27 protein-coding genes are annotated in these 25,254 nt (G+C 59.3%); 22 read left to right on the top strand and 5 right to left on the bottom strand.

The features are described 5' to 3' along the window. Positions 1 to 189 precede the first annotated feature (189 nt). From tpiA to HPDFL43_RS10350, 4 genes are all read left to right on the top strand, one after another. Complete coding sequence (gene tpiA, locus HPDFL43_RS10335; RefSeq protein WP_040449187.1) at positions 190 to 960, top strand: triose-phosphate isomerase; 771 nt, start codon at positions 190 to 192, stop codon at positions 958 to 960. Between the two features lie 129 nt (positions 961 to 1,089). Beyond that, positions 1,090 to 1,479, top strand: coding sequence for a preprotein translocase subunit SecG (gene secG / locus HPDFL43_RS10340; protein WP_007197276.1), 390 nt, complete (start codon positions 1,090 to 1,092; stop codon positions 1,477 to 1,479). A gap of 166 nt (positions 1,480 to 1,645) precedes the next feature. Continuing rightward, complete coding sequence (locus HPDFL43_RS10345; RefSeq protein ID WP_007197277.1) at positions 1,646 to 3,283, top strand: CTP synthase; 1,638 nt, start codon at positions 1,646 to 1,648, stop codon at positions 3,281 to 3,283. Between the two features lie 325 nt (positions 3,284 to 3,608). Continuing rightward, positions 3,609 to 4,121 carry a hypothetical protein gene (locus tag HPDFL43_RS10350; protein WP_156970253.1) on the top strand — a complete coding sequence of 171 codons (513 nt, stop codon included), beginning with the start codon at positions 3,609 to 3,611 and terminating at the stop codon, positions 4,119 to 4,121. Positions 4,122 to 4,184: 63 nt separating this feature from the next. Here HPDFL43_RS10350 and HPDFL43_RS10355 read toward each other — a convergent pair whose 3' ends face one another. Further along, complete coding sequence (locus HPDFL43_RS10355; RefSeq protein ID WP_245271116.1) at positions 4,185 to 5,015, bottom strand: D-alanyl-D-alanine carboxypeptidase family protein; 831 nt, start codon at positions 5,013 to 5,015, stop codon at positions 4,185 to 4,187. A 173-nt stretch (positions 5,016 to 5,188) separates the two neighbouring features. Between HPDFL43_RS10355 and HPDFL43_RS10360 the strand changes: the two genes are divergently transcribed. Beyond that, entirely contained in the window at positions 5,189 to 6,082 is an 894-nt protein-coding gene (locus tag HPDFL43_RS10360; RefSeq protein ID WP_007197281.1) for a VOC family protein, read from the top strand. Continuing rightward, positions 6,079 to 6,921: a 3-deoxy-8-phosphooctulonate synthase gene (kdsA, locus tag HPDFL43_RS10365; RefSeq protein ID WP_007197282.1), complete on the top strand. Its 843-nt coding sequence runs from the start codon at positions 6,079 to 6,081 to the stop codon at positions 6,919 to 6,921. Before HPDFL43_RS10360 ends, kdsA begins: the two co-directional genes overlap by 4 nt. A gap of 91 nt (positions 6,922 to 7,012) precedes the next feature. Here kdsA and HPDFL43_RS10370 read toward each other — a convergent pair whose 3' ends face one another. After that, a complete protein-coding gene (locus HPDFL43_RS10370) occupies positions 7,013 to 8,974 on the bottom strand; it encodes a methyl-accepting chemotaxis protein (RefSeq protein WP_156970254.1) in 1,962 nt (653 codons plus the stop codon). A 158-nt stretch (positions 8,975 to 9,132) separates the two neighbouring features. Next, positions 9,133 to 9,540, bottom strand: coding sequence for a hypothetical protein (locus HPDFL43_RS21955; RefSeq protein WP_156970255.1), 408 nt, complete (start codon positions 9,538 to 9,540; stop codon positions 9,133 to 9,135). Between HPDFL43_RS21955 and eno the strand changes: the two genes are divergently transcribed. From eno to HPDFL43_RS10440, 14 genes are all read left to right on the top strand, one after another. Next, entirely contained in the window at positions 9,530 to 10,804 is a 1,275-nt protein-coding gene (gene eno, locus HPDFL43_RS10375) for a phosphopyruvate hydratase (RefSeq protein WP_007197284.1), read from the top strand. The genes HPDFL43_RS21955 and eno overlap by 11 nt on opposite strands. Positions 10,805 to 11,066: 262 nt before the next feature. Then, positions 11,067 to 11,375, top strand: coding sequence for an FtsB family cell division protein (locus HPDFL43_RS10380; RefSeq protein WP_007197285.1), 309 nt, complete (start codon positions 11,067 to 11,069; stop codon positions 11,373 to 11,375). 146 nt (positions 11,376 to 11,521) lie between these two features. Beyond that, positions 11,522 to 12,559, top strand: a complete 1,038-nt coding sequence (gene pdhA / locus HPDFL43_RS10385) for a pyruvate dehydrogenase (acetyl-transferring) E1 component subunit alpha (RefSeq protein WP_007197286.1) — start codon at positions 11,522 to 11,524, stop codon at positions 12,557 to 12,559. A 14-nt stretch (positions 12,560 to 12,573) separates the two neighbouring features. Further along, the gene (locus HPDFL43_RS10390; RefSeq protein WP_007197287.1) at positions 12,574 to 13,959 is read left to right on the top strand and encodes a pyruvate dehydrogenase complex E1 component subunit beta; all 1,386 of its coding nucleotides are present in this window, start codon (positions 12,574 to 12,576) and stop codon (positions 13,957 to 13,959) included. A gap of 15 nt (positions 13,960 to 13,974) precedes the next feature. Continuing rightward, the gene (locus HPDFL43_RS10395) at positions 13,975 to 15,321 is read left to right on the top strand and encodes a pyruvate dehydrogenase complex dihydrolipoamide acetyltransferase (protein WP_040449188.1); all 1,347 of its coding nucleotides are present in this window, start codon (positions 13,975 to 13,977) and stop codon (positions 15,319 to 15,321) included. Between the two features lie 16 nt (positions 15,322 to 15,337). Then, entirely contained in the window at positions 15,338 to 15,976 is a 639-nt protein-coding gene (locus tag HPDFL43_RS10400) for an SGNH/GDSL hydrolase family protein (protein ID WP_040450079.1), read from the top strand. A gap of 141 nt (positions 15,977 to 16,117) precedes the next feature. After that, on the top strand, positions 16,118 to 16,354 hold the full coding sequence (locus HPDFL43_RS10405; RefSeq protein WP_007197290.1) for an HP1242/YdcH family protein: 237 nt from the start codon (positions 16,118 to 16,120) through the stop codon (positions 16,352 to 16,354). A gap of 61 nt (positions 16,355 to 16,415) precedes the next feature. Further along, positions 16,416 to 17,012, top strand: coding sequence for a GNAT family N-acetyltransferase (locus HPDFL43_RS10410; protein WP_007197291.1), 597 nt, complete (start codon positions 16,416 to 16,418; stop codon positions 17,010 to 17,012). 12 nt (positions 17,013 to 17,024) lie between these two features. Continuing rightward, positions 17,025 to 18,470, top strand: coding sequence for a dihydrolipoyl dehydrogenase (lpdA, locus tag HPDFL43_RS10415; RefSeq protein ID WP_007197292.1), 1,446 nt, complete (start codon positions 17,025 to 17,027; stop codon positions 18,468 to 18,470). Beyond that, on the top strand, positions 18,467 to 18,712 hold the full coding sequence (locus HPDFL43_RS10420) for a hypothetical protein (RefSeq protein ID WP_007197293.1): 246 nt from the start codon (positions 18,467 to 18,469) through the stop codon (positions 18,710 to 18,712). The genes lpdA and HPDFL43_RS10420 overlap by 4 nt, the downstream gene beginning before the upstream one ends. Continuing rightward, positions 18,712 to 18,990 carry a GlsB/YeaQ/YmgE family stress response membrane protein gene (locus tag HPDFL43_RS10425; RefSeq protein WP_007197294.1) on the top strand — a complete coding sequence of 93 codons (279 nt, stop codon included), beginning with the start codon at positions 18,712 to 18,714 and terminating at the stop codon, positions 18,988 to 18,990. Before HPDFL43_RS10420 ends, HPDFL43_RS10425 begins: the two co-directional genes overlap by 1 nt. Positions 18,991 to 19,023: 33 nt before the next feature. After that, complete coding sequence (lipA, locus tag HPDFL43_RS10430) at positions 19,024 to 20,016, top strand: lipoyl synthase (protein ID WP_007197295.1); 993 nt, start codon at positions 19,024 to 19,026, stop codon at positions 20,014 to 20,016. 4 nt (positions 20,017 to 20,020) lie between these two features. After that, entirely contained in the window at positions 20,021 to 20,482 is a 462-nt protein-coding gene (locus HPDFL43_RS10435; protein WP_007197296.1) for a type II toxin-antitoxin system RatA family toxin, read from the top strand. 95 nt (positions 20,483 to 20,577) lie between these two features. Beyond that, the gene (locus HPDFL43_RS10440) at positions 20,578 to 21,174 is read left to right on the top strand and encodes a YitT family protein (protein WP_007197297.1); all 597 of its coding nucleotides are present in this window, start codon (positions 20,578 to 20,580) and stop codon (positions 21,172 to 21,174) included. Here HPDFL43_RS10440 and HPDFL43_RS10445 read toward each other — a convergent pair. Further along, positions 21,166 to 21,606 carry a CinA family protein gene (locus HPDFL43_RS10445; RefSeq protein ID WP_245271139.1) on the bottom strand — a complete coding sequence of 147 codons (441 nt, stop codon included), beginning with the start codon at positions 21,604 to 21,606 and terminating at the stop codon, positions 21,166 to 21,168. The two genes, HPDFL43_RS10440 and HPDFL43_RS10445, sit on opposite strands and share 9 nt — an antisense overlap. Positions 21,607 to 21,695: 89 nt before the next feature. Next, positions 21,696 to 22,910 carry a bifunctional 2-C-methyl-D-erythritol 4-phosphate cytidylyltransferase/2-C-methyl-D-erythritol 2,4-cyclodiphosphate synthase gene (locus HPDFL43_RS10450; protein WP_007197299.1) on the bottom strand — a complete coding sequence of 405 codons (1,215 nt, stop codon included), beginning with the start codon at positions 22,908 to 22,910 and terminating at the stop codon, positions 21,696 to 21,698. Between the two features lie 161 nt (positions 22,911 to 23,071). Here HPDFL43_RS10450 and dusB point away from each other — a divergent pair, with 161 nt between their 5' ends. Next, on the top strand, positions 23,072 to 24,100 hold the full coding sequence (dusB, locus tag HPDFL43_RS10455) for a tRNA dihydrouridine synthase DusB (protein WP_052093185.1): 1,029 nt from the start codon (positions 23,072 to 23,074) through the stop codon (positions 24,098 to 24,100). Then, a complete protein-coding gene (locus HPDFL43_RS10460; protein ID WP_007197301.1) occupies positions 24,097 to 25,254 on the top strand; it encodes a two-component system sensor histidine kinase NtrB in 1,158 nt (385 codons plus the stop codon). The genes dusB and HPDFL43_RS10460 overlap by 4 nt, the downstream gene beginning before the upstream one ends.

Here is a 25,254-nt window from a genome sequence, read left to right on the forward strand (position 1 = left end):
ATCGTATGGGTTTGCATGTCGGGTCTGTTTTGGTGTTCGACACCTGGAAGACAGGTTCGGCAGAGTTGTTGTAAGACAGATCTGATTTGCGAGCCGAGTTCTGCCGTGTCCGCGTCGTTTGCAAAGTTTGCCCGGTCTGCTAAGGCCCGGTGCAGCACTATCTGATGAAATTTCGAACGGGGACGACAGATGACACCTGACATTCGCCCACTTGTGGCTGGTAACTGGAAAATGAACGGCACGCGTGAAAACCTTGATCAGATCAAGGCAATCGCTGATGGTCTGGGCCCGGATCTTACGGACAAGATCGACGCACTGATCTGTCCGCCGGCAACGCTTCTTTACGTGGCAACCGCAATCGCTGATGAAACGCCATTGGCAATAGGCGCGCAGGATTGCCACACCGAACAGTCCGGTGCATTCACCGGCGACATTTCAGCCCAGATGATCGCCGACTGCCTGGCGGGCTATGTGCTGGTTGGCCATTCAGAGCGCCGCACGCTGCACAAAGAGAGCGATGCGACCATTCGCGCCAAGGCGGAAGCCGCCAAAGCTGGCGGGCTGGTCCGCGTCATCTGCATCGGCGAGACCGAGGCCGAGCGCAAATCCGGGGATACGCTGAAGGTTCTGGAAACCCAGCTTGCGGGTTCCGTGCCCGATGGCGCCACTGCAAAGGACACCGTCATTGCCTATGAGCCGGTCTGGGCCATCGGCACGGGGCTGACACCGACTGTTGCGGATGTGGCCGAAGCCCATGCCTTTATCCGCGAGCAGATGAAAAGCCGTTTTGCCGGCGAAGGCGCTGCAATGCGGCTTCTCTATGGTGGCTCGGTCAAGCCGTCCAACGCTGCTGAACTCATGGCTGTGCCCCATGTCGATGGCGCACTGATTGGCGGGGCAAGCTTGAAAGCGTCGGACTTCCTCGCCATTTGTAAGGCGTGTCGCAGCCTGTTTGGGTGATCCGGCGCAGGTTTTGGCTGGTCCGCATATGGAGTTGCGGCCACCCGGGACTTGGAAAGACGGCGTTGCTCGTGTAAAGAGCCGCAAAACCGACGATGATTGCGCCCACAGCGGGCAGGAAAGAACCCTATGCAAACCGTATTGATTGTCATTCATCTCATGATCGTGCTGGCGCTTGTCGGCATCGTGCTGGTTCAGCGCTCGGAAGGCGGCGGTCTGGGGATCGGCGGCGGTTCCGGCTTCATGTCGGCGCGAGGCGCTGCCAATGCGCTGACCCGCACCACCGGGATTTTGGCGGCTGCCTTCTTTGTCACGTCGTTGGCACTTGGTATTCTGGCACGCTATGGCGACAGCCCGACCGACATCATCGACCAAATCTCTGTCCCGACTCAGGGCACCGGCTCAGGTGTTCTCGACCAGCTTGGTGGCGCGCCAACCCCGGCAGCTCCAGCGCAAGGGGCAGCAGGAGATATCCCGGCAGCACCAGCCGCACCGTCGGATGTGCCGTCTGGCCAGTAAGGCTTCCTAACTCAGCAACAAGATTTCTTTCGCCGGCCCGCGCCAGATATGATCTGACCCGGGTCGGCTTTCTTTTGTGAGCTGCATTGCGTTATGCACCGAAAAATCGGCCTGATGTTTTTTTGGGGTGGCGGAATCACAGAACTGAGGGTATCCGTCCAATCCCATGGCGCGATACGTATTCATCACCGGCGGCGTGGTCTCCTCGCTTGGAAAAGGCATAGCCTCAGCCGCCCTTGGCGCATTGCTGCAGGCCCGTGGTTACCGGGTGCGGCTGCGCAAACTCGACCCCTATCTCAACGTTGATCCGGGCACCATGAGCCCGACCCAGCACGGCGAGGTGTTCGTCACCGACGATGGTGCGGAGACCGATCTGGATCTGGGGCATTACGAGCGTTTCACCGGGCGCTCGGCGGTGCAGTCCGACAACATCACAACTGGCCGGATCTACAAGGACATCATCGACAAGGAACGGCGCGGCGATTACCTCGGCGCCACCGTTCAGGTGATTCCGCACGTCACCAATGAAATCAAGAATTTCGTGCTTGAGGGCAATGAGGACTATGATTTCGTGCTCTGCGAAATTGGCGGCACCGTTGGTGATATCGAGGCCATGCCCTTCATTGAAGCGATCCGGCAGCTTGGCAATGATCTGCCGCGCGGCAATGCCGTCTATGTCCACCTCACGCTGATGCCGTGGATCGCGGCGGCGGGTGAACTCAAGACCAAGCCGACCCAGCACTCGGTCAAGGAACTGCAGGCCATGGGCATTGCGCCCGATATCCTGCTGGTGCGTGCAGACCGCGAGATACCGGCCGAGGAACGCCGCAAGCTCTCGCAATTCTGCAATGTGCGCCCTTCAGCCGTTATCCAGGCGCTTGATGTGCCATCGATCTATGATGTGCCGATCGCCTATCACAAGGAAGGCCTCGACACCGAGGTTCTGGCAGCCTTCGGGATAGATCCGGCGCCAAAGCCACGCATGGATGCCTGGGAAACGGTGTCCGAGCGCATCCACAATCCCGAGGGCGAGGTCACAATCGCCATCGTCGGCAAATACACCGGCCTCAAGGATGCCTACAAATCGCTGATCGAAGCGCTCTATCACGGTGGCATCGCCAACCGGGTCAGGGTCAAGCTTGAGTGGATCGAGAGCGAGATCTTCGAGAAAGAAGACCCGTCGCCCTGGCTTGAAAAGGTCAATGGAATTTTGGTGCCGGGCGGCTTTGGCGAGCGCGGCGCGGAAGGCAAGATCAAGGCCGCGCAGTTCGCTCGTGAACGCAAGGTGCCCTATTTCGGCATCTGCTACGGCATGCAGATGGCTGTGCTTGACGCTGCGCGGAACCTGGCTGGCATAAGTGACGCCGATTCATCGGAGTTTGACCGCAGCAGCGGGACCCACGTCGTCGGCATCATGACCGAATGGCTCAAGGGCAACCAGCTTGAAAAACGCGCCGAAAACGGCGATCTGGGCGGTACCATGCGCCTGGGTGCCTATCCGCATCCTCTGAAGTCCGGGTCACTGATTTCGGGCATTTATGGGTCCGAGCAAGTGTCCGAGCGCCACCGCCACCGCTATGAGGTCAACATCGCCTTCAAGGATCAACTTGAAGCCGCCGGCCTCGTGTTCTCGGGCGTCTCTCCTGATGGCCTGCTGCCCGAGACCATTGAATATCCCCTCGATGTCCATCCCTGGTTCATCGGCGTGCAGTACCATCCCGAGCTCAAGTCCCGGCCACTTGAACCGCACCCGTTGTTTGCCAGCTTCATCGAAGCAGCGCTCGAGCAGTCGCGGCTGGTGTAATCAGCCGCGGCCGGGATTGCGGTGCCGCGGGCAATTCCATCATGGGTGTAGAGTTAATCAAAGGACGGCCAGCGTGTTCTCGCGGCAGCTGCGTGACGTCAATCTACAGCCCGACCCCGTTCTATAGATAACGGCAGTCGCGTCCGGGGATGCTTTTGGCAGATGGGCGGGGATACGTCCAGAGCAGGGCGATGGTGCCCGCGCCGCAAGGCTGCATGCCGTCGGCAAGCAGCTTCGACGGAAAACTGAATCCCGACCTCATCACTCTGTGCAAACAACCTGATGGCGCCGCCTTTGGCCTGCGTGTTCGCCGCTAGGGGGAAACATGCTATCCTTGACACTCTTGTGGTGTGGCACGGCTGCGAGCCTTGGCGATGGCGGTTGGCGCGGGCCACCATTCGCGCGCGAACATGAGGAGGAGCAGACCATGCGACATCGATACACAGTTCTTGCAACCATAGCTGCGGGCATTCTGGCTGCGCCGGGCGCAACACCGGCCCATGCCACGCAATCGATCAGCTGCACTGACATGAAATTCGACTCCAATGTCGACATCCTTCTGGGTGCTGGCCCGGTTCCCAATGTCCTCAGGGTCTTGATCGGGATTGGAGAACGGGACCTGACAACTGAACCGAGCTTGCCGGGGGAGCAGGTGGTGATTGCACAATCCTTTGATGATGGTGAGCTTTTTCGCATTGATCTGGTGGATCCGCAGGCGACCAAGCGGATCGCCGCCATCAGGTTGCTTCGCGGTGAGCACGACAGCGCTCCATTGCAGATCGGCTTTGTGCAGATCGAGGACGAGCCACCGGTCGGAATCTCCTGCGTCGGCCCCTGATCTGTCTGCCCAGGCAGAACGGTCAATCAACGGCTCTGCCGGGAGGAGAGTTCGAAGCTGAAGCTATTTGGCGCGCTTGATGTAAGCGGACATCAGCTGGGTCATTCGTGCATCGCGAATGCTGGCCTTGTCCTCACCCATCACCACGCCGACGACCGATTTGCCCTGGTGCCGTACCGACGTTGCCAGGTTGAAGCCCGAGGCGCGGGTGTAACCTGTCTTGAGCCCGTCAGCGCCCGGGATCATCTTCATCGCCTTGTTGTGGCCCTTGATCGTGCGGCCTGCAACAGTCACCTCGGTCTGTCCGAAATAGCTGTAATGATGCGGGAAATTCCGTCTCAGCGCGATCGACAGCCGCGCCATGTCGGTCGCGGTTGAAACCTGATCCGGATCGGGCAGGCCTGAGGCATTCTTGAAGGTCGTGCGGCTCATGCCGAGTGTCCGCGCCTTGGCTGTCATCATGTCGGCGAACCGCGCCTCCGAGCCGCCGCCGAGGAATTCACCCACGGCCGTGGCCACGTCATTGGCTGACTTGACCACAAGCACCCGGATGGCGGTGTCAACGGGGATCGATTGGCCGGCCTTCAGGCCCAGCTTCGAGGGAGGGCGGCGTGCGGCATTGCGGCTGATCGGAATTGGTGTGTCGCGGCTGATGCGGCCCTGATCCATCGCCTCGAACAGCATGTAGACCGTCATCATCTTGGTCAGCGAGGCGGGATAGCGCAGCTCATTGACATTGGCGCCATAGAGCATCTTGCCGGACTTCTCGTCGACCACGATTGCGGCATATTTGGCGGTCGTAGGCGCAACCGAATAGACGGCTTCATCGATCGACCCGCCAGACGAGGCGCAGGCAGACACAAAAGCCGCTACCAAAAAAATGGATATCGACAATTTGCAGCGATTCCACGCGCCCGCAACCAGCCCGATCAAAGGTCAACTCCCTTTCAGCCCCGGCCAATGGATAGCGCTTGAGCGTGATTCCCGCAAGGGTAGGGCCGGAATACACCCGGTTGCGCGGCGATCGGCGATGCTGATATGGGAGGGCGGAACGGAGTGAGAAACAGATGACATCCCCGCGAACCCCGCGACCGCTCGACCATCTGGTTTTGCCGGTTGAGGATCTTGAGACAACCCGTGCCCGCCATGCGGCGCTCGGCTTTACCGTTGCCGCGGATGCGCGTCATCCCTTTGGCACCGAGAATGCCTGCGTCTTCTTCGCCGATGGCACCTATCTCGAACCCCTGGCGGTGGCCTCGCGTGAGGAATGCGAACAGGCGGCGCGCGCAGGCAATGTCTTCGTCGCCCGTGACCAGGCCCACCGCTTCCGGCTGGGCGACACCGGTTTTTCCGCATTGGTGGTCGGATCGGGCGACGCCGACGGCGATCATGCCCGTTTCCAGGAGCTGGGCATGTCTGCCGGCGATTTGCTGGGCTTTTCGCGGCCGATGAAGTTTCCTGATGGCTCGGAGCAAACAGCAAGCTTCAAGCTCGCCTTTGCGGCCGATTTGCGTGCGCCCGATTTCTTCGGTTTCGCCGTTGAGCGCATCAATGTGCCCGCTGCCGACCGCTCGGCCCTGACCGCCCATGCGAATGGCGTTGCCGGCATTTCGGAAGTGTATCTGTCCGAACCCAACCCGACCGATTTTCAGTATTTCATCCAGGAGCTCTGCGACAACCGTGAGGTCGATGCCAACTCCTTCGGCATGACCATCGAGCTTGATGGCGCAGCAGTCACAGTGCTCAACCGTGCCGGACTCGAAGCCTTTCTCGGCCTGGTTGACACAAGCCGCGAGCGCGGCCTTCTTGGCCGGGCGCTGGCATTCAGAGTGCGCGATATGGTCGTCCTGGCCGAACTGTTGCAGAAGAACGGCGTGAGCGCCCGCGAAGTGGGGTCGCGCCTGCTGGTTGATCCCGCGCCAGGCCAGGGTGCGATCTATTGCTTTGAGGAAATACGATGAGTGAAGCCAACTCCACCGTAACAGTCGGCGATGCGGTTTTCGACAACACCAGGCCGCTGACGCTGATTGCAGGGCCGTGCCAGTTCGAATCCCGGGATCATGCTTTTGACATGGCCGGAGCGCTGAAGGAATTGTGCGCAGGCCTGGGCATCGGGCTTGTCTACAAATCGAGCTATGACAAGGCCAACCGCACATCGCTGTCGAGCACACGCGGCGCCGGGCTGGATGCTGCAATGCCCGTGTTTGATGATCTGCGCCAGCAACTCGGCCTGCCGGTGCTCACCGATATCCACACCGAAGAGCATTGCGCCATCGTTGCCCCCCATGTCGATGTGCTTCAGATCCCGGCGTTCCTGTGCCGGCAGACCGATCTGCTGGTGGCTGCGGCAAAGACTGGCAAGGTGATCAATGTCAAGAAGGGCCAGTTTCTGGCGCCCTGGGACATGAAGAACGTGCTCGGCAAGATCACAGGCTCGGGCAACGCGAACGTGCTGCTGACCGAGCGCGGCGCCTCGTTTGGCTACAACACGCTGGTTTCCGACATGCGGGCGCTGCCGATTATGGCAGATATGGGCGCGCCGGTGATTTTCGACGCCACGCACTCGGTGCAACAGCCAGGCGGACAGGGAGCCACCTCGGGCGGTGAACGCCGGTTTGTCGAGACACTCTCGCGCGCCGCCGTCGCAGTTGGCATTGCCGGAGTCTTCATCGAGACCCATCAGGATCCGGACAACTCTACATCCTCCGATGGTCCCAACATGATCCCGCTCAAGGATCTGCCAAGGTTGCTTGAGACCTTGATGGCATTTGATTCGGTGGCCAAACGCGGCGCTGCCTGAGTTTCAGACTGGAACCGGTTTGTTTGGCAGAAACAAAAAGGGCCGCCGGACAAATGCCGGCGGCCCTTTTTTCAGCATGTTGCGAATACGCTTAGAATTCGTCCCACTGCTCTTCTTGTTTCTTCGCTGACGATGCGCCGCCACCAAAGGCCGAGGCGATCTTTGCGCCAAGTGCCCTTGCGGGTGAAGCTGTCGGCCGCGCATTTGCGGAAGCCGGAGCGGGCGCATTGCCGCGTGCCGGTGACTGGGCCGCAACCCGGCCCGTAGCGGTGCCGCCGGTCTTGAAACGCTGCACCAGGCTTTCGAGCTTGACAGCCTCGCTGGAGAGGCCCTGCGTGGCAGCATTGGTCTCTTCCACCATCGCCGCGTTCTGCTGGGTCACCTGATCCATCTGGTTGATGGCCGAGTTGATCTCGCTGAGTGCCGTCGATTGCTCGCGGGCACCGGTCACGATCGAACGGATGTGATCATTGATCTTGATCACCTGGCCCTCGATCTCACCAAGAGCCACGCCGGTTTCGTTGACCAGCGACACGCCTGCGCCGACCTGGGTCGAGGAGGTCTCGATCAGGGTCTTGATCTCCTTGGCAGCATTGGCGGAACGGCCGGCCAGTTCACGCACTTCCTGGGCGACCACGGCGAAGCCCCGGCCGGCTTCCCCGGCACGCGCTGCTTCCACACCGGCATTCAGCGCCAGCAGGTTGGTCTGGAAGGCGATGTCGTCAATCACCGAGATGATCTGGCTGATGCGGCCAGAGGATTCCTCGATCTTTTCCATGGCAGAGATGGCGTCCTGGACCACCTTGGCCGACTTCTCGGTACCCGCCTTGGTCGCGCCGACCATATTGCTGGCTTCATCGGCGCGCTGCTCGGAACTCTTGACCGTCGCGGTGATCTGGTCGAGCGCTGCTGCGGTTTCCTCAAGCGAGGCGGCCTGCTGCTCGGTGCGCTTGGACAGATCATCCGCCGAGCTGCCGATTTCCGAAGACGACATGCGCACAGCTTCGGTGGTGACTGCGATCTCCTGCATGGTCTCGTTGAGCTTTTCAACAGAGGCGTTGAACTCGGTGCGCAGCTTCTCGTAGTCCGGAGCAAAGGCTTCGCCGATGCGGTAGGTCAGGTTGCCTGCAGAGAGATTTTCCAGTCCAGCTGTCAGCGCTTCGATGACACGCACACGCTCGGCGTCAGCAGCAGCCTGCCGTTCTGCAGCCTCCTGTTCCTGCCGAAGGGACTCTGCTTGCAGCTGCTCCGACTGCTTCCGCGAAGTCCTGCGATCGAGGGCCGCCTGGCGGAAGAAGGCGACCGACTGTGCCATCTCGCCAATTTCGTCCCTGCGGTCAGCATAGGGGACTTCTTCGGAGTAATCGCCAGCTGACAGCTTGCCCATGTAGTCCTTCATGGCCGTCAATGGAAGCACGGCGCGACGACGGAACATGTAGAGGCCGCCAAGGAACATCAGGACTGACACTGCGCTTGCCACGACTGTAAGAATTGAAAACGTTCCACTGGTGGTTTGAGCGTTGGTTTCGACGCGTGTGAGGTAAGTAGAGGCCGTGTCTACGAGTTCATTGACCGCTTTGTCATGCACGTGAAATGTATTGAACAGTTCGCCGAGAGCAATGAGGGCAGCGTTTGCGTCGCCTGACTCCACAGCCGGAATGTATTGGTCATTCATCACCGACCAGTAAGCATCGCCCTTGACCAGAACATCATCCTGCAGCTTTGCATTGAGCGCGGGGTCGAGCGTAGACTCCTGCCAGTAGACCCTCCGCTCTTCGTACAGATCCTTGAGAGTCGCGATCTTCGCGAAATTCTTCTCCTGGATAGTCGGGTGCGCGTTGACCTCATTCGCGAGCATGTAAGATTCTACAATGTAAAGTGGCGGAGGAAGAATATCGGCGATAAGGTCCTTGCCATAGACAATGTCTTGGTAGACAGGGCCATTCACTTTCAGTTTGTCAAAAGCATAGTTCTTGAGCCCGACCGATGCGAGGAGCCCGAGAGTTACGAAAATAGCGAAAGCCATGAGACTGCGACTGATATTCAAGTTCATTTCTTTGGTCCATTCGTTAACGCTTGTTGGAAACGACCATGCATCAGAGCTTTTGAAGCAAGCGCGTCTGTCCGCCCTGTACGGGATCGTTTCAATTCCGCAACCAATCTTGATCAGCGCCGTTAACAAGTGATGAAGCAGGTCTTAACGCGCCACCCTTAGATTTGAGGTGTGGAGTGCATTAAATTTTGGAGTGCGTATGCGTCGATACTCCGTTTCCCATGCGAATAAAGCCATGCATTGGCATGGTTTTGTCCGGTTTCCGGAACGAGGGACGCCGCATTCACGCGAGAAGCGGGTGATTTGAAATCCTTAACGGATCGAGGCAAGATAGATAAATATTTTTGAATTAGTAAAAAATTATTCAACCCTAATAACAGGCGGTCAGGTTGTTGCGCAGGTATGGTTGCAGTCATGATCGGATCGGGCGGCGGCTGCGGGAATCGGGCGTGCATCACGCCCCGGTCGCCTGTGATTGATTTTTCGCCGCGTTGCGGTAAGACGGCGCAACGCCTGACCGGCGAACCGATCCCAGTATAGACAAGGAACCATGCCATGACCGCCATTATCGATATTGCCGGACGGGAAGTGCTCGACAGCCGCGGAAACCCGACAGTGGAAGTTGATGTCCACCTGGAAGATGGCTCCATGGGGCGCGCAATGGTTCCTTCGGGCGCGTCCACCGGCGCTCATGAGGCCGTCGAACTGCGTGATGGCGGAAGCCGGTATCTCGGCAAGGGCGTTCAAAGGGCGGTGGCTGCAGTCAACGGTACGTTGCGCGACAACATCTGTGGCATGGATGCGGAGGGCCAGATTGCGCTCGACAAGGCGATGATTGCGCTGGACGGCAGTGCCAACAAGGGCACACTGGGCGCCAACGCCATTCTCGGCGTCTCACTGGCGGCAGCCCGTGCCGCTGCACAATCGAGCGGCCTGCCGCTCTACCGTTATGTTGGCGGCGCCAATGCGCGTTTGTTGCCGGTCCCGATGATGAACATCATCAACGGTGGCTCGCATGCCGACAACCCGATCGATTTTCAGGAATTCATGATCATGCCGGTTGGCGCGGCCAGCTTCTCGGATGCCGTTCGAATCGGCTCGGAAGTCTTCCACACCTTGAAGAAGGAGCTTGCGGCCGGCGGTCACAACACCAATGTCGGCGACGAGGGTGGCTTTGCGCCGGATCTCAAAAGTGCGCCCGAGGCGCTGGATTTCATCATGAAGTCAATCGAGAAGGCCGGTTATCGTCCCGGCGAAGACATCTATTTGGCGCTCGATCCGGCCTCGACCGAATTCTTCAAGGATGGAAAATACGACCTGGCAGGCGAGGGGCGCATTCTCGAAAGTGCGGAAATGGCTGCCTACTACGCCGAGCTCGCGGCCAAATATCCGATCATCTCCATTGAAGACGGCATGGCGGAAGATGACTGGGACGGCTGGAAGGTCCTCACCGAGATGATTGGCGACAAGTGCCAGCTGGTTGGTGACGATCTGTTTGTCACCAACACCGCACGGCTGCGCGACGGCATCAAGATGGGCGTCGCCAACTCGATCCTGGTCAAGGTCAACCAGATCGGGACGCTGACCGAAACGCTTGAAGCAGTCGAGACCGCGCAGAAGGCGCGTTACACCGCAGTGATGAGTCACCGCTCCGGCGAGACCGAGGATTCGACCATCGCCGATCTGGCGGTTGCCACGAACTGCGGACAGATCAAGACCGGTTCGCTTTCCCGCTCCGACCGGCTGGCCAAATACAACCAGTTGATCCGCATCGAGGAAGAGCTGGGCGTAGAGGGCTTTTATGCGGGTACATCGGTGCTGCGCGCCTGATCGCGTTCATTCCGCGTGCAGCGGACTTGCAGCATTTTCGCAGCTGGTGAGACAAGTTCGCTGTAGGTGAGACAAGCAATCAAATACAATGCCCGCGCTCCGCGCGGGCATCTTTGTATGCGGACCTCGCTATGGTGAGGGCCGAGGCATGCCACTTGGTGGCAACAGGTTCAACTGGCACCAAGAATCCCGGCAGGAAGCTAACCCATTCTTAAACATGTGGTGGCAGGTTCGAAACATCGCACGGGTAAGGCGTTTTTGAATGCGAACACAGTTTCGGCGGCAGCAATCCTGGGGGCTCTGGGTCATTCCGGTGCTCTCCATTGGCTGCTTTGTCTATTTCGGGTTTCATTCCTGGCATGGAGACTTCGGGCTCAATGCCACGGCGGCGCTTGAGCAGCGTCGGGTGGAGTTGACCGAGCGGCTTGCAACCCTGACTGAACGCAGGCAACATCTGGAAACACGGGTGAAGTTGCTCAGCGATGGCATTGTAGAGGCCGACGCGCTCGATGAACGTGCGCGGCTGATGCTCAATGTCGCGCGCGAAGATGAGATTGTGTATTTCAATTGATTTAGGTGATTAACCGAAATTCGGTTAATATAAAGAAATCCTAGCAATTTCAATATCTTGAATATCATGGCAGCCATGCATTAATGCGCTTGCTGATGGGTCTGAATTTCCCTATGGTCAATTAACATGACCACTGGGAGGATGACATGGCTCCACGGAAAACCGCGACTGCAGCTCCCCGCAAGAAACAGGCCGCGAAAAGCGGACTGAACGGCGGGATCACCGAATTCAGCAAAGATGCCGAGCTTGAGGCCTATCGTGAGATGCTCATGATCAGGCGATTCGAAGAGAAGGCCGGACAGCTCTATGGCATGGGCTTTATCGGCGGTTTCTGTCACCTTTACATCGGGCAGGAAGCAGTTGTTGTCGGCATGCAGATGTCGCTCAAGGATGGTGATCAGGTGATCACCGGCTACCGTGACCACGGCCACATGCTTGCAACTGGCATGGAAGCGCGCGGCGTTATGGCCGAGCTCACCGGCCGCCGCGGAGGCTATTCCCGCGGCAAGGGCGGCTCCATGCACATGTTCTCCAAGGAAAAGAATTTCTACGGCGGCCACGGCATCGTCGGCGGCCAGGTTTCACTCGGCACCGGTCTGGCGTTTGCCAACCGCTATCGTGGCAACGACAACGTGTCGCTGACCTATTTTGGCGACGGTGCGGCCAACCAGGGGCAGGTCTACGAGAGCTTCAACATGGCAGCCCTTTGGAAGTTGCCGGTGGTCTATATCGTCGAGAACAACCGCTACGCCATGGGCACCTCGATTGAGCGCTCGTCAGCGCAGTCGAATTTCTCGCTTCGCGGCAATTCCTTCGGGATTCCGGGGCATCAGGTCGACGGCATGGATGTGCGTGCGGTTCACGCGGCCGGCGAAGAGGCTGTCGCGCATTGCCGGGCCGGCAAGGGCCCGATCATTCTCGAAATGCTCACCTATCGTTACCGTGGCCACTCCATGTCCGATCCTGCCAAGTACCGCACCAAGGACGAAGTCCAGAAGATGCGTGCCGAGCATGATCCGATCGAACAGGTCAAGGCGCGTATCCTCGAGATGAAGCACGCCAGCGAAGATGATCTCAAGGCGATAGACAAGAATATCCGGGATGTGGTGGCTGACTCGGCTGATTTTGCTCAGGCCAATCCGGAGCCGGATGCGTCCGAGCTTTACACCGACATTCTGCTTTAAGGGGAGGGAAAACCATGCCGATTGATATCCTGATGCCTGCGCTTTCCCCGACCATGGAAGAGGGCACGCTGTCGAAATGGCTCAAGAACGAAGGTGACAAGGTCGTCTCGGGCGATGTGATCGCCGAAATTGAAACCGACAAGGCGACGATGGAAGTCGAAGCCGTTGACGAGGGCGTGGTCGGCAAGATCATGGTTCCCGCCGGCACCGAAAACGTCAAGGTCAACGCGGTGATCGCAGTCCTGCTGGAAGAGGGCGAGAGCGCCTCCGACATCGGCTCAGCGAAAGCCGCCGAACCTGCGCCTGCACCGGCCGCGGAAGCCCCGGCTTCTGAACCAGCCGCGACCGCATCTGCGCCTGCTGCCCCGGTCAGCAATATTGCCGCCAGCGATCCTGCCATCCCCGTAGGCACCGAAATGGTGCCAACCACCGTACGCGAAGCGCTGCGCGATGCGATGGCCGAGGAAATGCGCGCCAGTGAAGACGTCTTCGTCATGGGCGAGGAAGTGGCCGAGTATCAGGGCGCCTACAAGATCACCCAGGGCCTTCTCGCCGAATTCGGCTCCAGACGGGTCGTCGACACCCCGATCACCGAACACGGCTTTGCCGGCATCGGTGTTGGCGCTGCCATGGCCGGCCTGCGCCCGATCGTCGAGTTCATGACCTTCAACTTCGCCATGCAGGCGATCGACCACATCATCAACTCCGCGGCAAAGACACTCTACATGTCGGGCGGCCAGATGGGCGCGCCGGTCGTCTTCCGCGGACCCAACGGTGCGGCGGCTCGCGTCGGCGCCCAGCACTCGCAATGCTACGCCGCCTGGTACAGCCATATTCCCGGCCTCAAGGTTGTGATGCCCTACACCGCGGCTGACGCCAAGGGCCTGCTAAAGGCAGCGATTCGCGATCCCAACCCGGTGATCTTCCTCGAGAACGAAATTCTCTACGGCCAGACCTTCGATGTTCCCAAGCTCGATGATTTTGTGCTGCCGATCGGCAAGGCGCGGATTCACAAGCAGGGCAAGGATGTCACCATCGTCTCCTTCGGCATCGGCATGAACTATGCGGTCAAGGCCGTCGATGAGCTCTCCAAGCTCGGCATCGATGTCGAATTGATCGATCTGCGCACCATCCGTCCGATGGATATGCCCACCGTGATTGAAAGCGTCAAGAAGACCGGTCGCCTGGTCACCGTCGAGGAAGGCTATCCGCAAAACTCCGTCGGCACCGAGATTGCCGCCCGCGTCCAGCAACAGGCATTCGATTATCTCGACGCGCCGATCATTACGATCGCGGGCAAGGATGTCCCGATGCCCTACGCCGCAAATCTGGAGAAGCTGGCCTTGCCGAATGTTGGCGAAATCGTCGACGCGGTGAAAGCCGTCACCTACACTTCGTAAGAGGAGGACTGAAAGATGCCTATCAACATCACAATGCCTGCTCTTTCGCCAACCATGGAAGAGGGCAACCTCGCCAAGTGGCTGGTCAAGGAAGGTGACAAGATTGGTCCTGGCGACGTGATTGCCGAAATTGAAACCGACAAGGCGACGATGGAAGTCGAAGCCGTCGATGAAGGCACTGTCGCCAAGATCGTGGTTCCCGGCGGCACCGAAGGTGTCAAAGTCAACGCCCTGATTGCCATTCTGGCAGGCGAGGGCGAGAGCGTCGAGGACGCTGCCAAGGGCGGCGGAGACGCGGCACCAGCTCCGGCAACGGCCCCGGCCGAGGCTCCCAAGGTGGAAGCGGCCCCCGTTGCAGAACCAGCGGCGGCATCTGCTGCTGCACCAATTGCGGCCACACAGGCACCTGCGGCTTCATCATCAGGCGAGCGCACGTTCTCGTCGCCGCTTGCGCGTCGTATCGCCAAGGATGCCGGCGTTGATGTGGCGCTGATTTCCGGCTCTGGTCCCCATGGCCGCGTGGTCAAGAAGGACGTCGAAGCGGCTATTGCCGCAGGAACCGGCAAGGCAGCCACTGCTGCTGCGCCAGCCTCTGCAGCAGCACCGGCAGCGGCCCCAAAGGGAATGTCGGAAGAGGCGGTGTTGAAGAACTTCGCCGAAGACTCCTACGAACTGGTCAAGCACGACGGCATGCGCAAGACCATTGCCCGCCGCCTGCAGGAATCCAAGCAGACGATCCCGCACTTCTACGTCACCGTGGATTGCGAACTTGATGCGCTGCTGGCCCTTCGTGCACAGATCAACAAGGCAGCGCCGCTTAAGGATGACAAGCCGCTCTACAAGGTCTCGGTCAACGACATGGTGATCAAGGCCCTGGCGCTGGCGCTGCGTGATGTGCCCAATGCCAACGTCTCCTGGACCGATGAAAACATGGTGATGCACAAGCATTCCGATGTTGGCGTCGCCGTGTCGATTCCTGGCGGCCTGATCACTCCGATCATCCGCTCGGCAGAAGAGAAGACACTGTCAGCCATTTCCAACGAGATGAAGGATCTGGGCAAGCGCGCCAAGGAGCGCAAGCTCAAGCCCGAAGAATACCAGGGCGGCACCACCGCGGTCTCCAACATGGGCATGATGGGCGTCAAGGACTTCGCTGCCGTCGTCAATCCACCGCACGCCACCATTCTGGCCGTTGGCGCCGGTGAACAGCGTCCGGTTGTCAAGAATGGCGAACTGGCGGTTGCCACCGTGATGAGCGTGACCCTGTCGACCGATCACCGTGCGGTCGATGGCGCGCTCGGTGCCGAACTGCTGGCAGCCTTCAAGGGCTACATCGAAAGTCCGATGGGGATGCTGGTCTGATCCGGGAGCGATGGTCATGAAAACCGTTCTTTGTTTCGGTGACTCTCTGACCTGGGGGTATGACGCGAAAAGCCGCGCCCGGCATGCACTTGAGGATCGTTGGCCATCCGCCCTGGCTGCCGCGCTTGGTGAGGGTGTGCATGTGGTGGCGGACGGGCTCAATGGCCGGACCACGGTCTTTGATGATCTGACCGGCGATTGCGACCGCAATGGAGGCCGCCTTCTGCCGACCGCGCTGCATGCCAACGCACCGCTCGACCTGGTTGTCCTCATGCTCGGTTCAAACGACATGAAGCCGATGATCCACGGATCCGCGCATGCGGCATCAAAGGGCATGCGGCGTCTGGTCGATCTGGTGCGTTGCCATTCCTGGCCCGTGGAGCAGGAACCGCCGCAGATCCTGGTGGTTTCCCCGCCGGCGCTGGTGGAAACCGCCGATCCCGATTTCGCAGCGATGTTCGAGGGCGCTGTGCGCGAATCGGCGATGCTCGCCTCGTTCTATGCTGATCTCGCTGACGAGATGGGAGCAGGGTTCTTCGACGCCGGCTCGGTGGCGCAATGCACGGCCATCGACGGGGTGCATCTTGATGCAACAAACACCCGCAACCTTGGACGCGGTCTTGCACCGGTGGTCAGGCTGTTGCTGGGACAATGATGTCGAACATCGCGGAGGCAAGTCCAATCCTTTGCGAAATAACGACTTATACGGCTATGCGATTGATCAGGGTCAAGGAGGACAGATAGGCCGGGCGGCTAGAGTGCAATCATCTTGGTACCCCTTATGAGGAGATGATTGATGTCGCACACGCCCCATGAACTTGCGGAGGAATTCCCCGAACACGTCGCGAAGATGCACGAGCTGAAAACGAGCAATGCCCATTTTGCCAAGCTCTTCGATGCCTATCACGACATCAACCGGGCCGTTCACCGCGCCGAAACCAATATTGAGCCGACTGATGATTTCAACATGGAATCAATGCGCAAGGAGCGCCTGAAGCTCAAGGACGAAATCTACGGGATGCTGGCGGGATAAACCGCTTCCGGCCTGCTCCCGCCAAACCGGCCCGAAACGCCGGACCTAACAGGAGCAGGCCGTGCATATTCGCCCAGCCACACGTGCTGACAGCGCCGACATCGCCATACTCGACGACATTGCGTCATCGGGACTGGCCTCGCATGTGCTGGAATCGGGTGTGCGCGACGGCAAATATGATCGGCCGCTGGAATTCGGCCGTGACGGCTATGCCTTCATCGATGGACCATATTCCTGGAAGAATGTGCTGATTGCAGAAACCGCTGACGGCATTGCCGGCATGTCGCTCTCGTTTGAGCTGACCGGCGGCCTTGGCGATTCCGGTTTGCCTGATCCCGTGCTGGAGCCGCTCGAAGGGCTTAAGGCACAGGCTGTCGGTACCCGGTTGATCGACAGCGTCGCCGTCTATACCCGCTTTCGCGGTCAGGGCATCGGCCGGGCGCTGGTCGAGGCTGAGCTCGCCCGCGCAACCGGCCCGTCTTCGATTATGACAGACAGCGCAAATGCCCGCGCCTTGTCGCTCTATCAAAGCCTGGGCTTTGAAGAGCAGGCCCGCGCGCCACTTGTCGCTTTTTCACCAAACCAAACCGCCACACAATGGGTGCTGCTGACGCGGCCTGCAGTATATGTGTGTGGCGCGCCGGCATCCGCCCACTGAGGAGACTGTTCCATGGCCAATAACTACGACGTCATCATCATCGGTTCGGGCCCCGGCGGCTACATCGCAGCCATCCGCGCAGCTCAGCTGGGCCTGAAGACCGCCGTGGTCGAGCGCGAGCACCTGGCCGGCATCTGCTCCAACTGGGGCTGCATTCCAACCAAGGCGCTGCTGCGCTCTGCCGAGGTTCTCCATCTCTCCGAGCACGCCAAGAATTATGGTCTCAAGCTCGAAGGCACCGTGATCCCGGATCTTGAAGCCATCGTCAAGCGCTCGCGCGGCATCGCCGAGCGGATGAATGGCGGCGTCGGCTTCTTGATGAAAAAGAACAAGATCGATGTGATCTGGGGCGAGGCGAAACTCACCAAGCCTGGCGAGATCGTGGTCGGCAAGATGACCAAGAAGGTCGTCGAGCCGCAGGCCCCATTGCCCAAGAACACGCTGGGCGAGGGGACCTACACCGCAAAGCACATCATCGTCGCCACCGGCGCGCGCCCACGCGCTTTGCCGGGCATCGAGCCCGACGGCAAGCTGATCTGGACCTATTTCGAGGCCATGAAGCCAGAGAAGATGCCAAAGTCGCTTCTGGTCATGGGCTCCGGCGCCATCGGCATCGAGTTCGCATCGTTCTACCGCACCATGGGTGTGGATGTGACCGTGGTCGAAGTGATGAAAACCGTCATGCCGGTCGAGGATGCCGAAATCTCGGCCTTCGCCAAGAAGCAGTTCGACAAGCAGGGCATGAAGATTCTGCTCGAGGCCAAGGTCACCAAGGTTGAGAAGAGCGCCGATTCCGTCACCGCTCATGTCGAGCTCAAGGATGGCAAGATCGAGAAGATCACCGCCGACCGGATGATTTCCGCTGTCGGTGTGCAGGGCAACATCGAGAATCTTGGTCTTGAAACCTTGGGCGTGAAAACCGAGCGTGGCTGCATCGTCATCGATGGTTACGGCAAGACCAATGTTCCTGGCATTTACGCCATTGGCGACGTCGCCGGCCCACCGATGCTTGCTCATAAAGCCGAGCACGAAGCTGTCATCTGCATTGAAAAGATCGCAGGCCTGCCCAATGTCCATCCTATGGACAAGCTAAAGATCCCAGGCTGCACCTACTGCAATCCGCAGGTTGCTTCCGTTGGCCTGACCGAAGCCAAGGCCAAGGAGCAGGGCCTTGACATCCGTGTCGGCCGTTTCCCCTTTGTCGCCAACGGCAAGGCGATTGCGCTTGGCGAAGATCAGGGCATGGTCAAGACCATCTTCGATAAAAAGACCGGCGAGCTTCTCGGTGCCCATCTTGTCGGCGCGGAAGTCACGGAGCTGATCCAGGGCTTCGTCGTGGCGATGAACCTGGAGACCACCGAAGAAGATCTGATGCACACCATCTTCCCGCATCCGACGATTTCGGAAACTCTCAAGGAGAGTGTACTTGATGCCTATGGACGGGCGCTGAACGCGTGACCTCCTTTGTGCCGCGCGTGGTTCTTGTCTCGATGCTGAGCGGTGCAGTTGTCGGCGCGCTTGGCGGTTGGGCAGCATTTGTGGGCCGCGGCGCGGTTGAACTGGGCGCGGTCCGGCTTGAAGGAGTGTCCGGAATTCTTGCGGTTTCGGCGATCTTCGCATTGATGGGCCTGATGCTCGGCCTTATCTTGCTGTTGATCATGCGAACACTCGCGAGTGCCGCGGAACAGGACAACAGCTGATGATGGAAACGCAGATGGGATTCATGGCAATGCCCGGCGTTGGCTTTTTCGGGCTTCTGCTGATCGGCATCATTGCCGGCTATGTCGCCGAAAGGGCCATGAAGCGCGACCACGGTCTGCTGACCAACATGATTGTTGGCATCGCGGGATCATTTGTCGGAGGCGCTCTCGCAGGCGTGCTCAACATAAACTACTACGGATTCGCAGGAAATCTGGTCGTCGCCGTTGTTGGTGCGATCCTGATCCTATGGATTTTCAGCCGTTCGAAGCGCGGTTGATCTGCGCTGGAAAACCAAAAAGGGACCTTTGAAATGGTCACGATCCTCGACACCACTGCACCTGGGCCTGCGAAGGCTGAGGCCAAGCGCGTCCGCCATCCGGAAAAGCAGAAGCGGCCAGACACCGAGGTGAAGCGCAAGCCCGAGTGGATCCGCGTCAAGGCACCCAATTCCAAGGGCTATCAGGAAACCCGCTCGATCGTGAAGGAGAACAATCTCGTCACGGTCTGCGAGGAGGCCGGTTGCCCCAATATCGGCGAGTGCTGGGACAAGAAGCACGCTACCTTCATGATCATGGGTGAGATCTGCACCCGCGCTTGCGCCTTTTGCAACGTCATCACCGGCAAGCCCAACGCGCTGGATATGAACGAGCCCTACAATGTCGCCAAGGCGGTCAAGCAGATGGGCCTGCAGCACGTGGTCATCACCTCGGTCGACCGCGATGATCTCGACGACGGCGGCGCCGAGCATTTCGAGAAGGTGATCCGCTCGATCCGCGCCGCTTCTCCGGGCACAACGATTGAAATCCTGACGCCGGATTTCCTGCGCAAGCCCGGCGCGCTTGAGCGTGTTGTCGCCGCCAAGCCCGACGTCTTCAACCACAATCTCGAAACCGTGCCCGGCAATTATCTCACCGTGCGTCCCGGCGCGCGCTATTTCCACTCGCTAAGGCTGTTGCAGCGGGTCAAGGAACTTGATCCGTCCATGTTCACCAAATCGGGCATCATGGTGGGTCTGGGCGAAGAGCGCAACGAAGTGCTGCAATTGATGGACGATCTGCGCTCGGCCGACGTCGATTTCATGACCATCGGTCAGTATCTCCAGCCGACCCGAAAGCACCATGAGGTGATGAAATTCGTCACACCGGACGAGTTCAAGAGCTACGAGAAGATTGCCTACACCAAGGGCTTCCTGATGGTCTCGTCCAGCCCGCTGACACGCTCGTCGCACCACGCCGGTGATGATTTCGCCCGGCTCAAGGCCAACCGGGACGCCAGAGCGGCGGCTACAGTTTCCAAAAACTGATACCATGCCTCAATACGAAACCACCCGCACCGTTCCGCATTCGCCGCGCCAGATGTTTGATCTGGTCGCCGATGTCGAGCGCTATCCGGAATTCCTGCCGCTGTGCGAAGCGCTGAGCGTGCGTTCGAGCAAGGAACGTGACGGAAAGACCCTGCTGGTTGCCGACATGACCGTGGGCTACAAGGCGATCCGTGAGACGTTTACCAGCCAGGTTCTGCTGAAGGCCGATGATCTTGCCATCGATGTGAAATATCTCGATGGACCATTCCGCTATCTCGACAACAGATGGACATTCGAGCCCAAAGGCGAAAGCGGTTGCGAAGTTCGCTTCTTCATCGATTACGAATTCAAGAGCCGGGTCCTTGGCGTGCTTATGGGAACAATGTTCGATCGTGCATTCCGCATGTTCGCCGAAGCATTTGAACAGCGCGCCGTGAAGATCTATGGGAGTGTACCCGTTTCATGATGCAGTCGGCTGGCAGTTGATCCGCATCGTTTGCATTTGAGAATATCCTGCCGCTTTCTTCCGGCATTTTAGGCACAGCAACAGATTGGCCCCTGATGAACAGACTGATTTCGTTTCACGATCTGCAGGGTCTGGTCTTTGGCGTCTTGATGACCAGCCTCGGGGTTGTGTTCCTGAAGGCGGTGGGGCTGGTGACAGGTCAAACAGCGGGTCTGGCATTGCTGTTGTCCTATCTGCTGCCCTTTGGCTTCGGGCCAGTGTTCTTTGCGGTCAGCATCCCTTTCATGTTCCTCGCCTGGCTCAAGCGTGGAACTGATTTCACCATCAAGACTCTGTGCGCTGTAGCCGGCATCTCATTTGTCGTGCCAATGCTCGCGGCCCATATTGTGATTGAGAGCATCCCGCCCTTGCTGGCGGCGATATTGGCCGGCGCTTGCAGCGGAGTAGGGCTGATCGCGCTGTTTCGCCACAATGCATCTGCGGGTGGGCTGGGAATCCTTGCGCTCATCATTGAGCGGAAAACTGGCTTCAAGACCGGTTGGTTTCAATTGTGTTTTGATGCCTGCGTCTTCCTGGTGGCCAGCCTGGTGCTCGAACCAATGCAATTGCTCTATTCGCTTGTCGGTGCTGTTGTTCTTAACCTGATCATCGCCTGGAATTTCACAATTGATCAAACCCGGAATTCAGACTGATCGTTCATCAAGCCTTGCAACAAGTGCTTCAAGTGCCGCACGTACGGTCGCTGCCCGGATGATATCCCGGCTCCAGGACGGATCCCATCGCAACTCGACGACACCTGTCAGGTCTCCAGGGCCTGACAATCCCATCCAGACAAGTCCGACGGGTTTTTGCTCAGACCCGCCGCCGGGCCCTGCCACGCCGGTCACCGAAACCGCAAAGTCGGCCCGCGAACGCCGCCGCGCACCGAGCACCATCTCCGTCGCCACTTGGGGGGATACCGCACCAAAAGCCTCAAGCGTGGCGGCTTTGACGTCGAGCATGTCCTGCTTCGCCTCATTGGAATAGGTCACAAAACCACGGTCGAACACCGTAGACGATCCGGAGATGTCCGTGATCGCCCCGGCAATTAGCCCTCCGGTGCACGATTCCGCTGTGGCGATCATCGCGCCATGCTCGGAGAATTTCTCGACAATCTCACTTGCGCGAGCGCGGCAATCGGCCTGTATCTGATCTAGCATTTTTGCTTCGTCCATCATGTGCCCCGATAAACCACGGTTGCAGTGGCTATGGCCGCGATACCTTCGCGGCGGCCGACAAATCCGATGGTTTCATTGGTGGTGGCTTTTACCGAACAACGATCGACAGCAATTTCCAGCATGCGCGCCAGATTTTCCCGCATGGCCTCGCGATGCGGACCGATCTTGGGTGCTTCAGCGATCAAAGTGACGTCAGCATTCATGATCACGCCACCGGCCTCGCGCACGATCTTTGCAGCATGTGCCAGAAAAATCTCGGAGGCTGCCCCGCGCCATTGCGGATCCGATGGCGGGAAGTGATCGCCGATATCGCCCGCACCGCAAGTGGCGAGCAGCGCATCGGTGAGCGCGTGCAGCGCCACATCGGCGTCGGAATGGCCATCAAGCCGCTGGTCATGGGGGATCTCGATGCCGCAGAGGGCAACATGGTCGCCCGGGACCAGCTTGTGGACATCATAGCCATTTCCCGTCCTGACATCAGGCAGGGGTGTTTCGGAAGGCAACGTATTGAAAAGCCGCTCGTCGGCCATGGTGATATCCTCGGCGGTGGTGAGTTTGGTGTTCAGCGGACTGCCCAGCGTAATCCGGACTTCGATCCCGGCCCATTCCGCAATGGCGCAATCATCGGTGAATTCGGTATCGGCATCCGTTGCGGCCTGTTCATGTGCTGTCAGAATGGCACGGTAGTCGAAACCTTGCGGGGTTTGCGCTCCGAACAGACCGGCACGGGACACAGTGTCAACGACAGTGCCGGTGGAGTCGCTGCGTTTGAGCGTGTCAGCCACCGCGACGGCCGGCAGTGCGGCCTGATTTCCGGTGCCAAGTGCTTTCACGACACCACCAATGACTGTGTCGGTCACAAATGGCCGGACTGCGTCATGAATGAGCACATGCCGGGGCGGTGAAGCTGCAAGTGCTTTCAGCCCCGCGCGAACCGATGCCTGGCGGCTGGCGCCACCGATGACGCTGCGCACCCGATCGAGCCCTACCATTCCCGCGGTTGCTTTGGCGAAGAGGCCCTGATCGTCGGAATGGATGACCACAATGATGCCGCCACAGGCGGGATGCGCCAGGAACCGCGAAAGAGTCCAGGTGATCACAGGCTTGCCGCCGATCAGCCGGTATTGCTTTGGGCCGTTATGTGGTTCGCCAGCCCGTTCGCCGCGACCTGCGGCGACCATCACCAAGGAAAAACGTTCGCTGTCACTCATTCCTGCACTGGTCCCCCCGGAGGTATCAATCCCGTGTTTAGGGGTTGCGCCGCCGGGAAAAAAGCTCTTTTGCATTTTTCTCATCGTTCAGGCGGATTCAGCTTGGCATTTGGTTCGCAGATGTCTAAAAAAAGGGCAACCAGAAGAGTTGCACTCAAAGAATGCAAATTAACACTGATACAGTCAGCCAGCCTCTGGCGATCGGCCCGGTTCGTGCCCGCAACCGAGTTTTTCTTGCGCCTCTGTCCGGGATCTCAGATTTGCCTTTCCGGCAATTGGCTTGGCGCTATGGTGCTGGGCTTGTCGTCACCGAGATGGTTGCGAGCCGCGAACTGGTGACAGAACGCCGCGAATCGCAAGTGCGTCTGCGCGGCGACGGCATCAATCCGCATGTTGTCCAGTTGGCCGGCCGCGAGGCGGATTGGATGGCGAAGGCTGCCAGAATCGCCGAGGGCGAGGGCGCAGCCATGATCGACATCAACATGGGATGCCCTGCCAAAAAAGTCACCGGAGGCTACTCGGGGTCCGCGCTGATGCGCGATCCCGACCATGCGCTTGAACTGATCGAAGCCACCGTCAAGGCCGTCTCTGTTCCGGTCACATTGAAAATGCGGCTTGGCTGGGACCACGACAACATCAATGCGCCGTTGATTGCTGCACGCGCGGAAGCCGCCGGTATCCAGATGATCACAATTCACGGCCGTACGCGGATGCAGTTCTATGAGGGCTCTGCCGATTGGGTGGCGATAGCGAAGGTCCGCGAAGCTGTCAGCGTGCCTCTGGTGGCCAATGGCGACGTGGCTTCGCGCGCCGACATCGAGGCTTGTCTCAAACACTCTGGCGCGGACGCGGTCATGATCGGACGCGCCTCGCGTGGCCGGCCCTGGATCTGCGGCGACCTTGCGGAATCCGACAAGGCTCCGGCGCCCGGATCGCAACAGCGTGCCATTGCTGTCGAACACTACTGGATGATGATCGAACATTACGGCGAGGATGTCGGTGTCCGCCATGCGCGCAAGCACATCGGTTGGTACCTTGATACGCTCGCACCGCTTGCGCCTGATGGCCTCAAGACGGCCATGATGGCATCGCGCAAGGCCGATGAAGTCGCCACCATGTTTGCCGAAGCACTCGAGACCGGGGCGCGGCCCGAAACAGGTCCGGGATCGGAAATGGAGGCCGCAGCATGAGTGATCGAAAGACAGAGGATGCAATTGCACCCGGCGCAATCGACACATCCAGCATGGTGCTCAACGCAATACAGCACCCGGTCATAATGGTTGATGCACAGGGTCATGTCTGTTTTGCAAACTGGGAAGCGGAATCCTTCTTCGCTGCCAGCGCCTCGCATCTCAGTCGTCACAACCTCGACAATTTCATCCCCTTTGGAAGCCCGCTGCTCGAGTTGATCGAGCAGGTTCGTGAACGCCGTGCAGCTGTTAACGAATACCGTGTGGATCTCAGTTCCCCACGGCTCGGCAGTGACAAGCTGGTCGATCTCTATGTGGCGCCGGTGGCAGGCCTGCCCGACAATGTGGTTGTGGTGTTCCAGGAACGCTCGATGGCCGACAAGATCGACCGGCAGCTCACCCATCGCGCCGCGGCACGTTCGGTAACCGGTCTGGCGTCGATGCTGGCCCACGAGATCAAGAACCCGCTTTCGGGCATCCGCGGTGCGGCTCAGCTGCTCGAAATGTCTGTTGGTGACGAAGACCGCGCGCTCACCCGGCTGATCCGGGATGAAACCGATCGGATCGTTTCGCTGGTTGATCGAATGGAGATCTTTTCCGATGAACGGCCTGTCGACCGTGAGCCGGTCAACATCCATTCGGTGCTTGACCACGTCAAGGCTGTGGCAAAGGCCGGTTTCGCGCGCAACATCCGCTTCATTGAGCTTTATGATCCGTCCCTGCCGCCGGTCTATGCGAACCGGGACCAACTTGTGCAGGTGTTCTTGAACCTGGTCAAGAACGCAGCGGAGGCGGTGGGCGAAGTTGCTGACCCCGAAATTGTGCTAACCACGGCATACCGGCCGGGCATCAAGCTTTCGGTCGCAGGGACCCGCGAAAAAGTCTCTCTGCCGCTCGAGTTCTGTGTTCAGGACAACGGGCCGGGGGTGCCATCGGACCTGCTGCCGCATCTATTCGACCCTTTCATTACAACCAAGACCAACGGTTCTGGTCTGGGCCTCGCTCTGGTCGCCAAGATCGTCGGCGGGCATGGCGGCATTGTCGAATGCGACAGCCAGACCCGCAAAACCACATTCCGTATTCTGATGCCCGCATCACGTGACGCCCGGCCGGTTGAGCCGTTGCCGCCGCCAGGCGCCGTGGCGACCGAGTAA

The organism is Hoeflea phototrophica DFL-43, from assembly GCF_000154705.2.
Lineage (GTDB): Bacteria > Pseudomonadota > Alphaproteobacteria > Rhizobiales > Rhizobiaceae > Hoeflea > Hoeflea phototrophica.

Bases quoted from the DNA above. Each gene is read 5' to 3' on its own strand.
- tpiA (WP_040449187.1), top strand. From the start codon at position 190: ATGACACCTGACATTCGCCCACTTGTGGCTGGTAACTGGAAAATGAAC.
- secG (WP_007197276.1), top strand. From the start codon at position 1,090: ATGCAAACCGTATTGATTGTCATTCATCTCATGATCGTGCTGGCGCTT.
- HPDFL43_RS10345 (WP_007197277.1), top strand. From the start codon at position 1,646: ATGGCGCGATACGTATTCATCACCGGCGGCGTGGTCTCCTCGCTTGGA.
- HPDFL43_RS10350 (WP_156970253.1), top strand. From the start codon at position 3,609: ATGCTATCCTTGACACTCTTGTGGTGTGGCACGGCTGCGAGCCTTGGC.
- HPDFL43_RS10360 (WP_007197281.1), top strand. From the start codon at position 5,189: ATGACATCCCCGCGAACCCCGCGACCGCTCGACCATCTGGTTTTGCCG.
- kdsA (WP_007197282.1), top strand. From the start codon at position 6,079: ATGAGTGAAGCCAACTCCACCGTAACAGTCGGCGATGCGGTTTTCGAC.
- HPDFL43_RS10370 (WP_156970254.1), bottom strand. From the start codon at position 8,974: ATGAACTTGAATATCAGTCGCAGTCTCATGGCTTTCGCTATTTTCGTA.
- eno (WP_007197284.1), top strand. From the start codon at position 9,530: ATGACCGCCATTATCGATATTGCCGGACGGGAAGTGCTCGACAGCCGC.
- HPDFL43_RS21955 (WP_156970255.1), bottom strand. From the start codon at position 9,540: ATGGCGGTCATGGCATGGTTCCTTGTCTATACTGGGATCGGTTCGCCG.
- HPDFL43_RS10380 (WP_007197285.1), top strand. From the start codon at position 11,067: ATGCGAACACAGTTTCGGCGGCAGCAATCCTGGGGGCTCTGGGTCATT.
- pdhA (WP_007197286.1), top strand. From the start codon at position 11,522: ATGGCTCCACGGAAAACCGCGACTGCAGCTCCCCGCAAGAAACAGGCC.
- HPDFL43_RS10390 (WP_007197287.1), top strand. From the start codon at position 12,574: ATGCCGATTGATATCCTGATGCCTGCGCTTTCCCCGACCATGGAAGAG.
- HPDFL43_RS10395 (WP_040449188.1), top strand. From the start codon at position 13,975: ATGCCTATCAACATCACAATGCCTGCTCTTTCGCCAACCATGGAAGAG.
- HPDFL43_RS10400 (WP_040450079.1), top strand. From the start codon at position 15,338: ATGAAAACCGTTCTTTGTTTCGGTGACTCTCTGACCTGGGGGTATGAC.
- HPDFL43_RS10405 (WP_007197290.1), top strand. From the start codon at position 16,118: ATGTCGCACACGCCCCATGAACTTGCGGAGGAATTCCCCGAACACGTC.
- lpdA (WP_007197292.1), top strand. From the start codon at position 17,025: ATGGCCAATAACTACGACGTCATCATCATCGGTTCGGGCCCCGGCGGC.
- HPDFL43_RS10425 (WP_007197294.1), top strand. From the start codon at position 18,712: ATGATGGAAACGCAGATGGGATTCATGGCAATGCCCGGCGTTGGCTTT.
- lipA (WP_007197295.1), top strand. From the start codon at position 19,024: ATGGTCACGATCCTCGACACCACTGCACCTGGGCCTGCGAAGGCTGAG.
- HPDFL43_RS10435 (WP_007197296.1), top strand. From the start codon at position 20,021: ATGCCTCAATACGAAACCACCCGCACCGTTCCGCATTCGCCGCGCCAG.
- HPDFL43_RS10440 (WP_007197297.1), top strand. From the start codon at position 20,578: ATGAACAGACTGATTTCGTTTCACGATCTGCAGGGTCTGGTCTTTGGC.
- HPDFL43_RS10445 (WP_245271139.1), bottom strand. From the start codon at position 21,606: ATGATCGCCACAGCGGAATCGTGCACCGGAGGGCTAATTGCCGGGGCG.
- HPDFL43_RS10450 (WP_007197299.1), bottom strand. From the start codon at position 22,910: ATGAGTGACAGCGAACGTTTTTCCTTGGTGATGGTCGCCGCAGGTCGC.
- dusB (WP_052093185.1), top strand. From the start codon at position 23,072: ATGCAAATTAACACTGATACAGTCAGCCAGCCTCTGGCGATCGGCCCG.
- HPDFL43_RS10460 (WP_007197301.1), top strand. From the start codon at position 24,097: ATGAGTGATCGAAAGACAGAGGATGCAATTGCACCCGGCGCAATCGAC.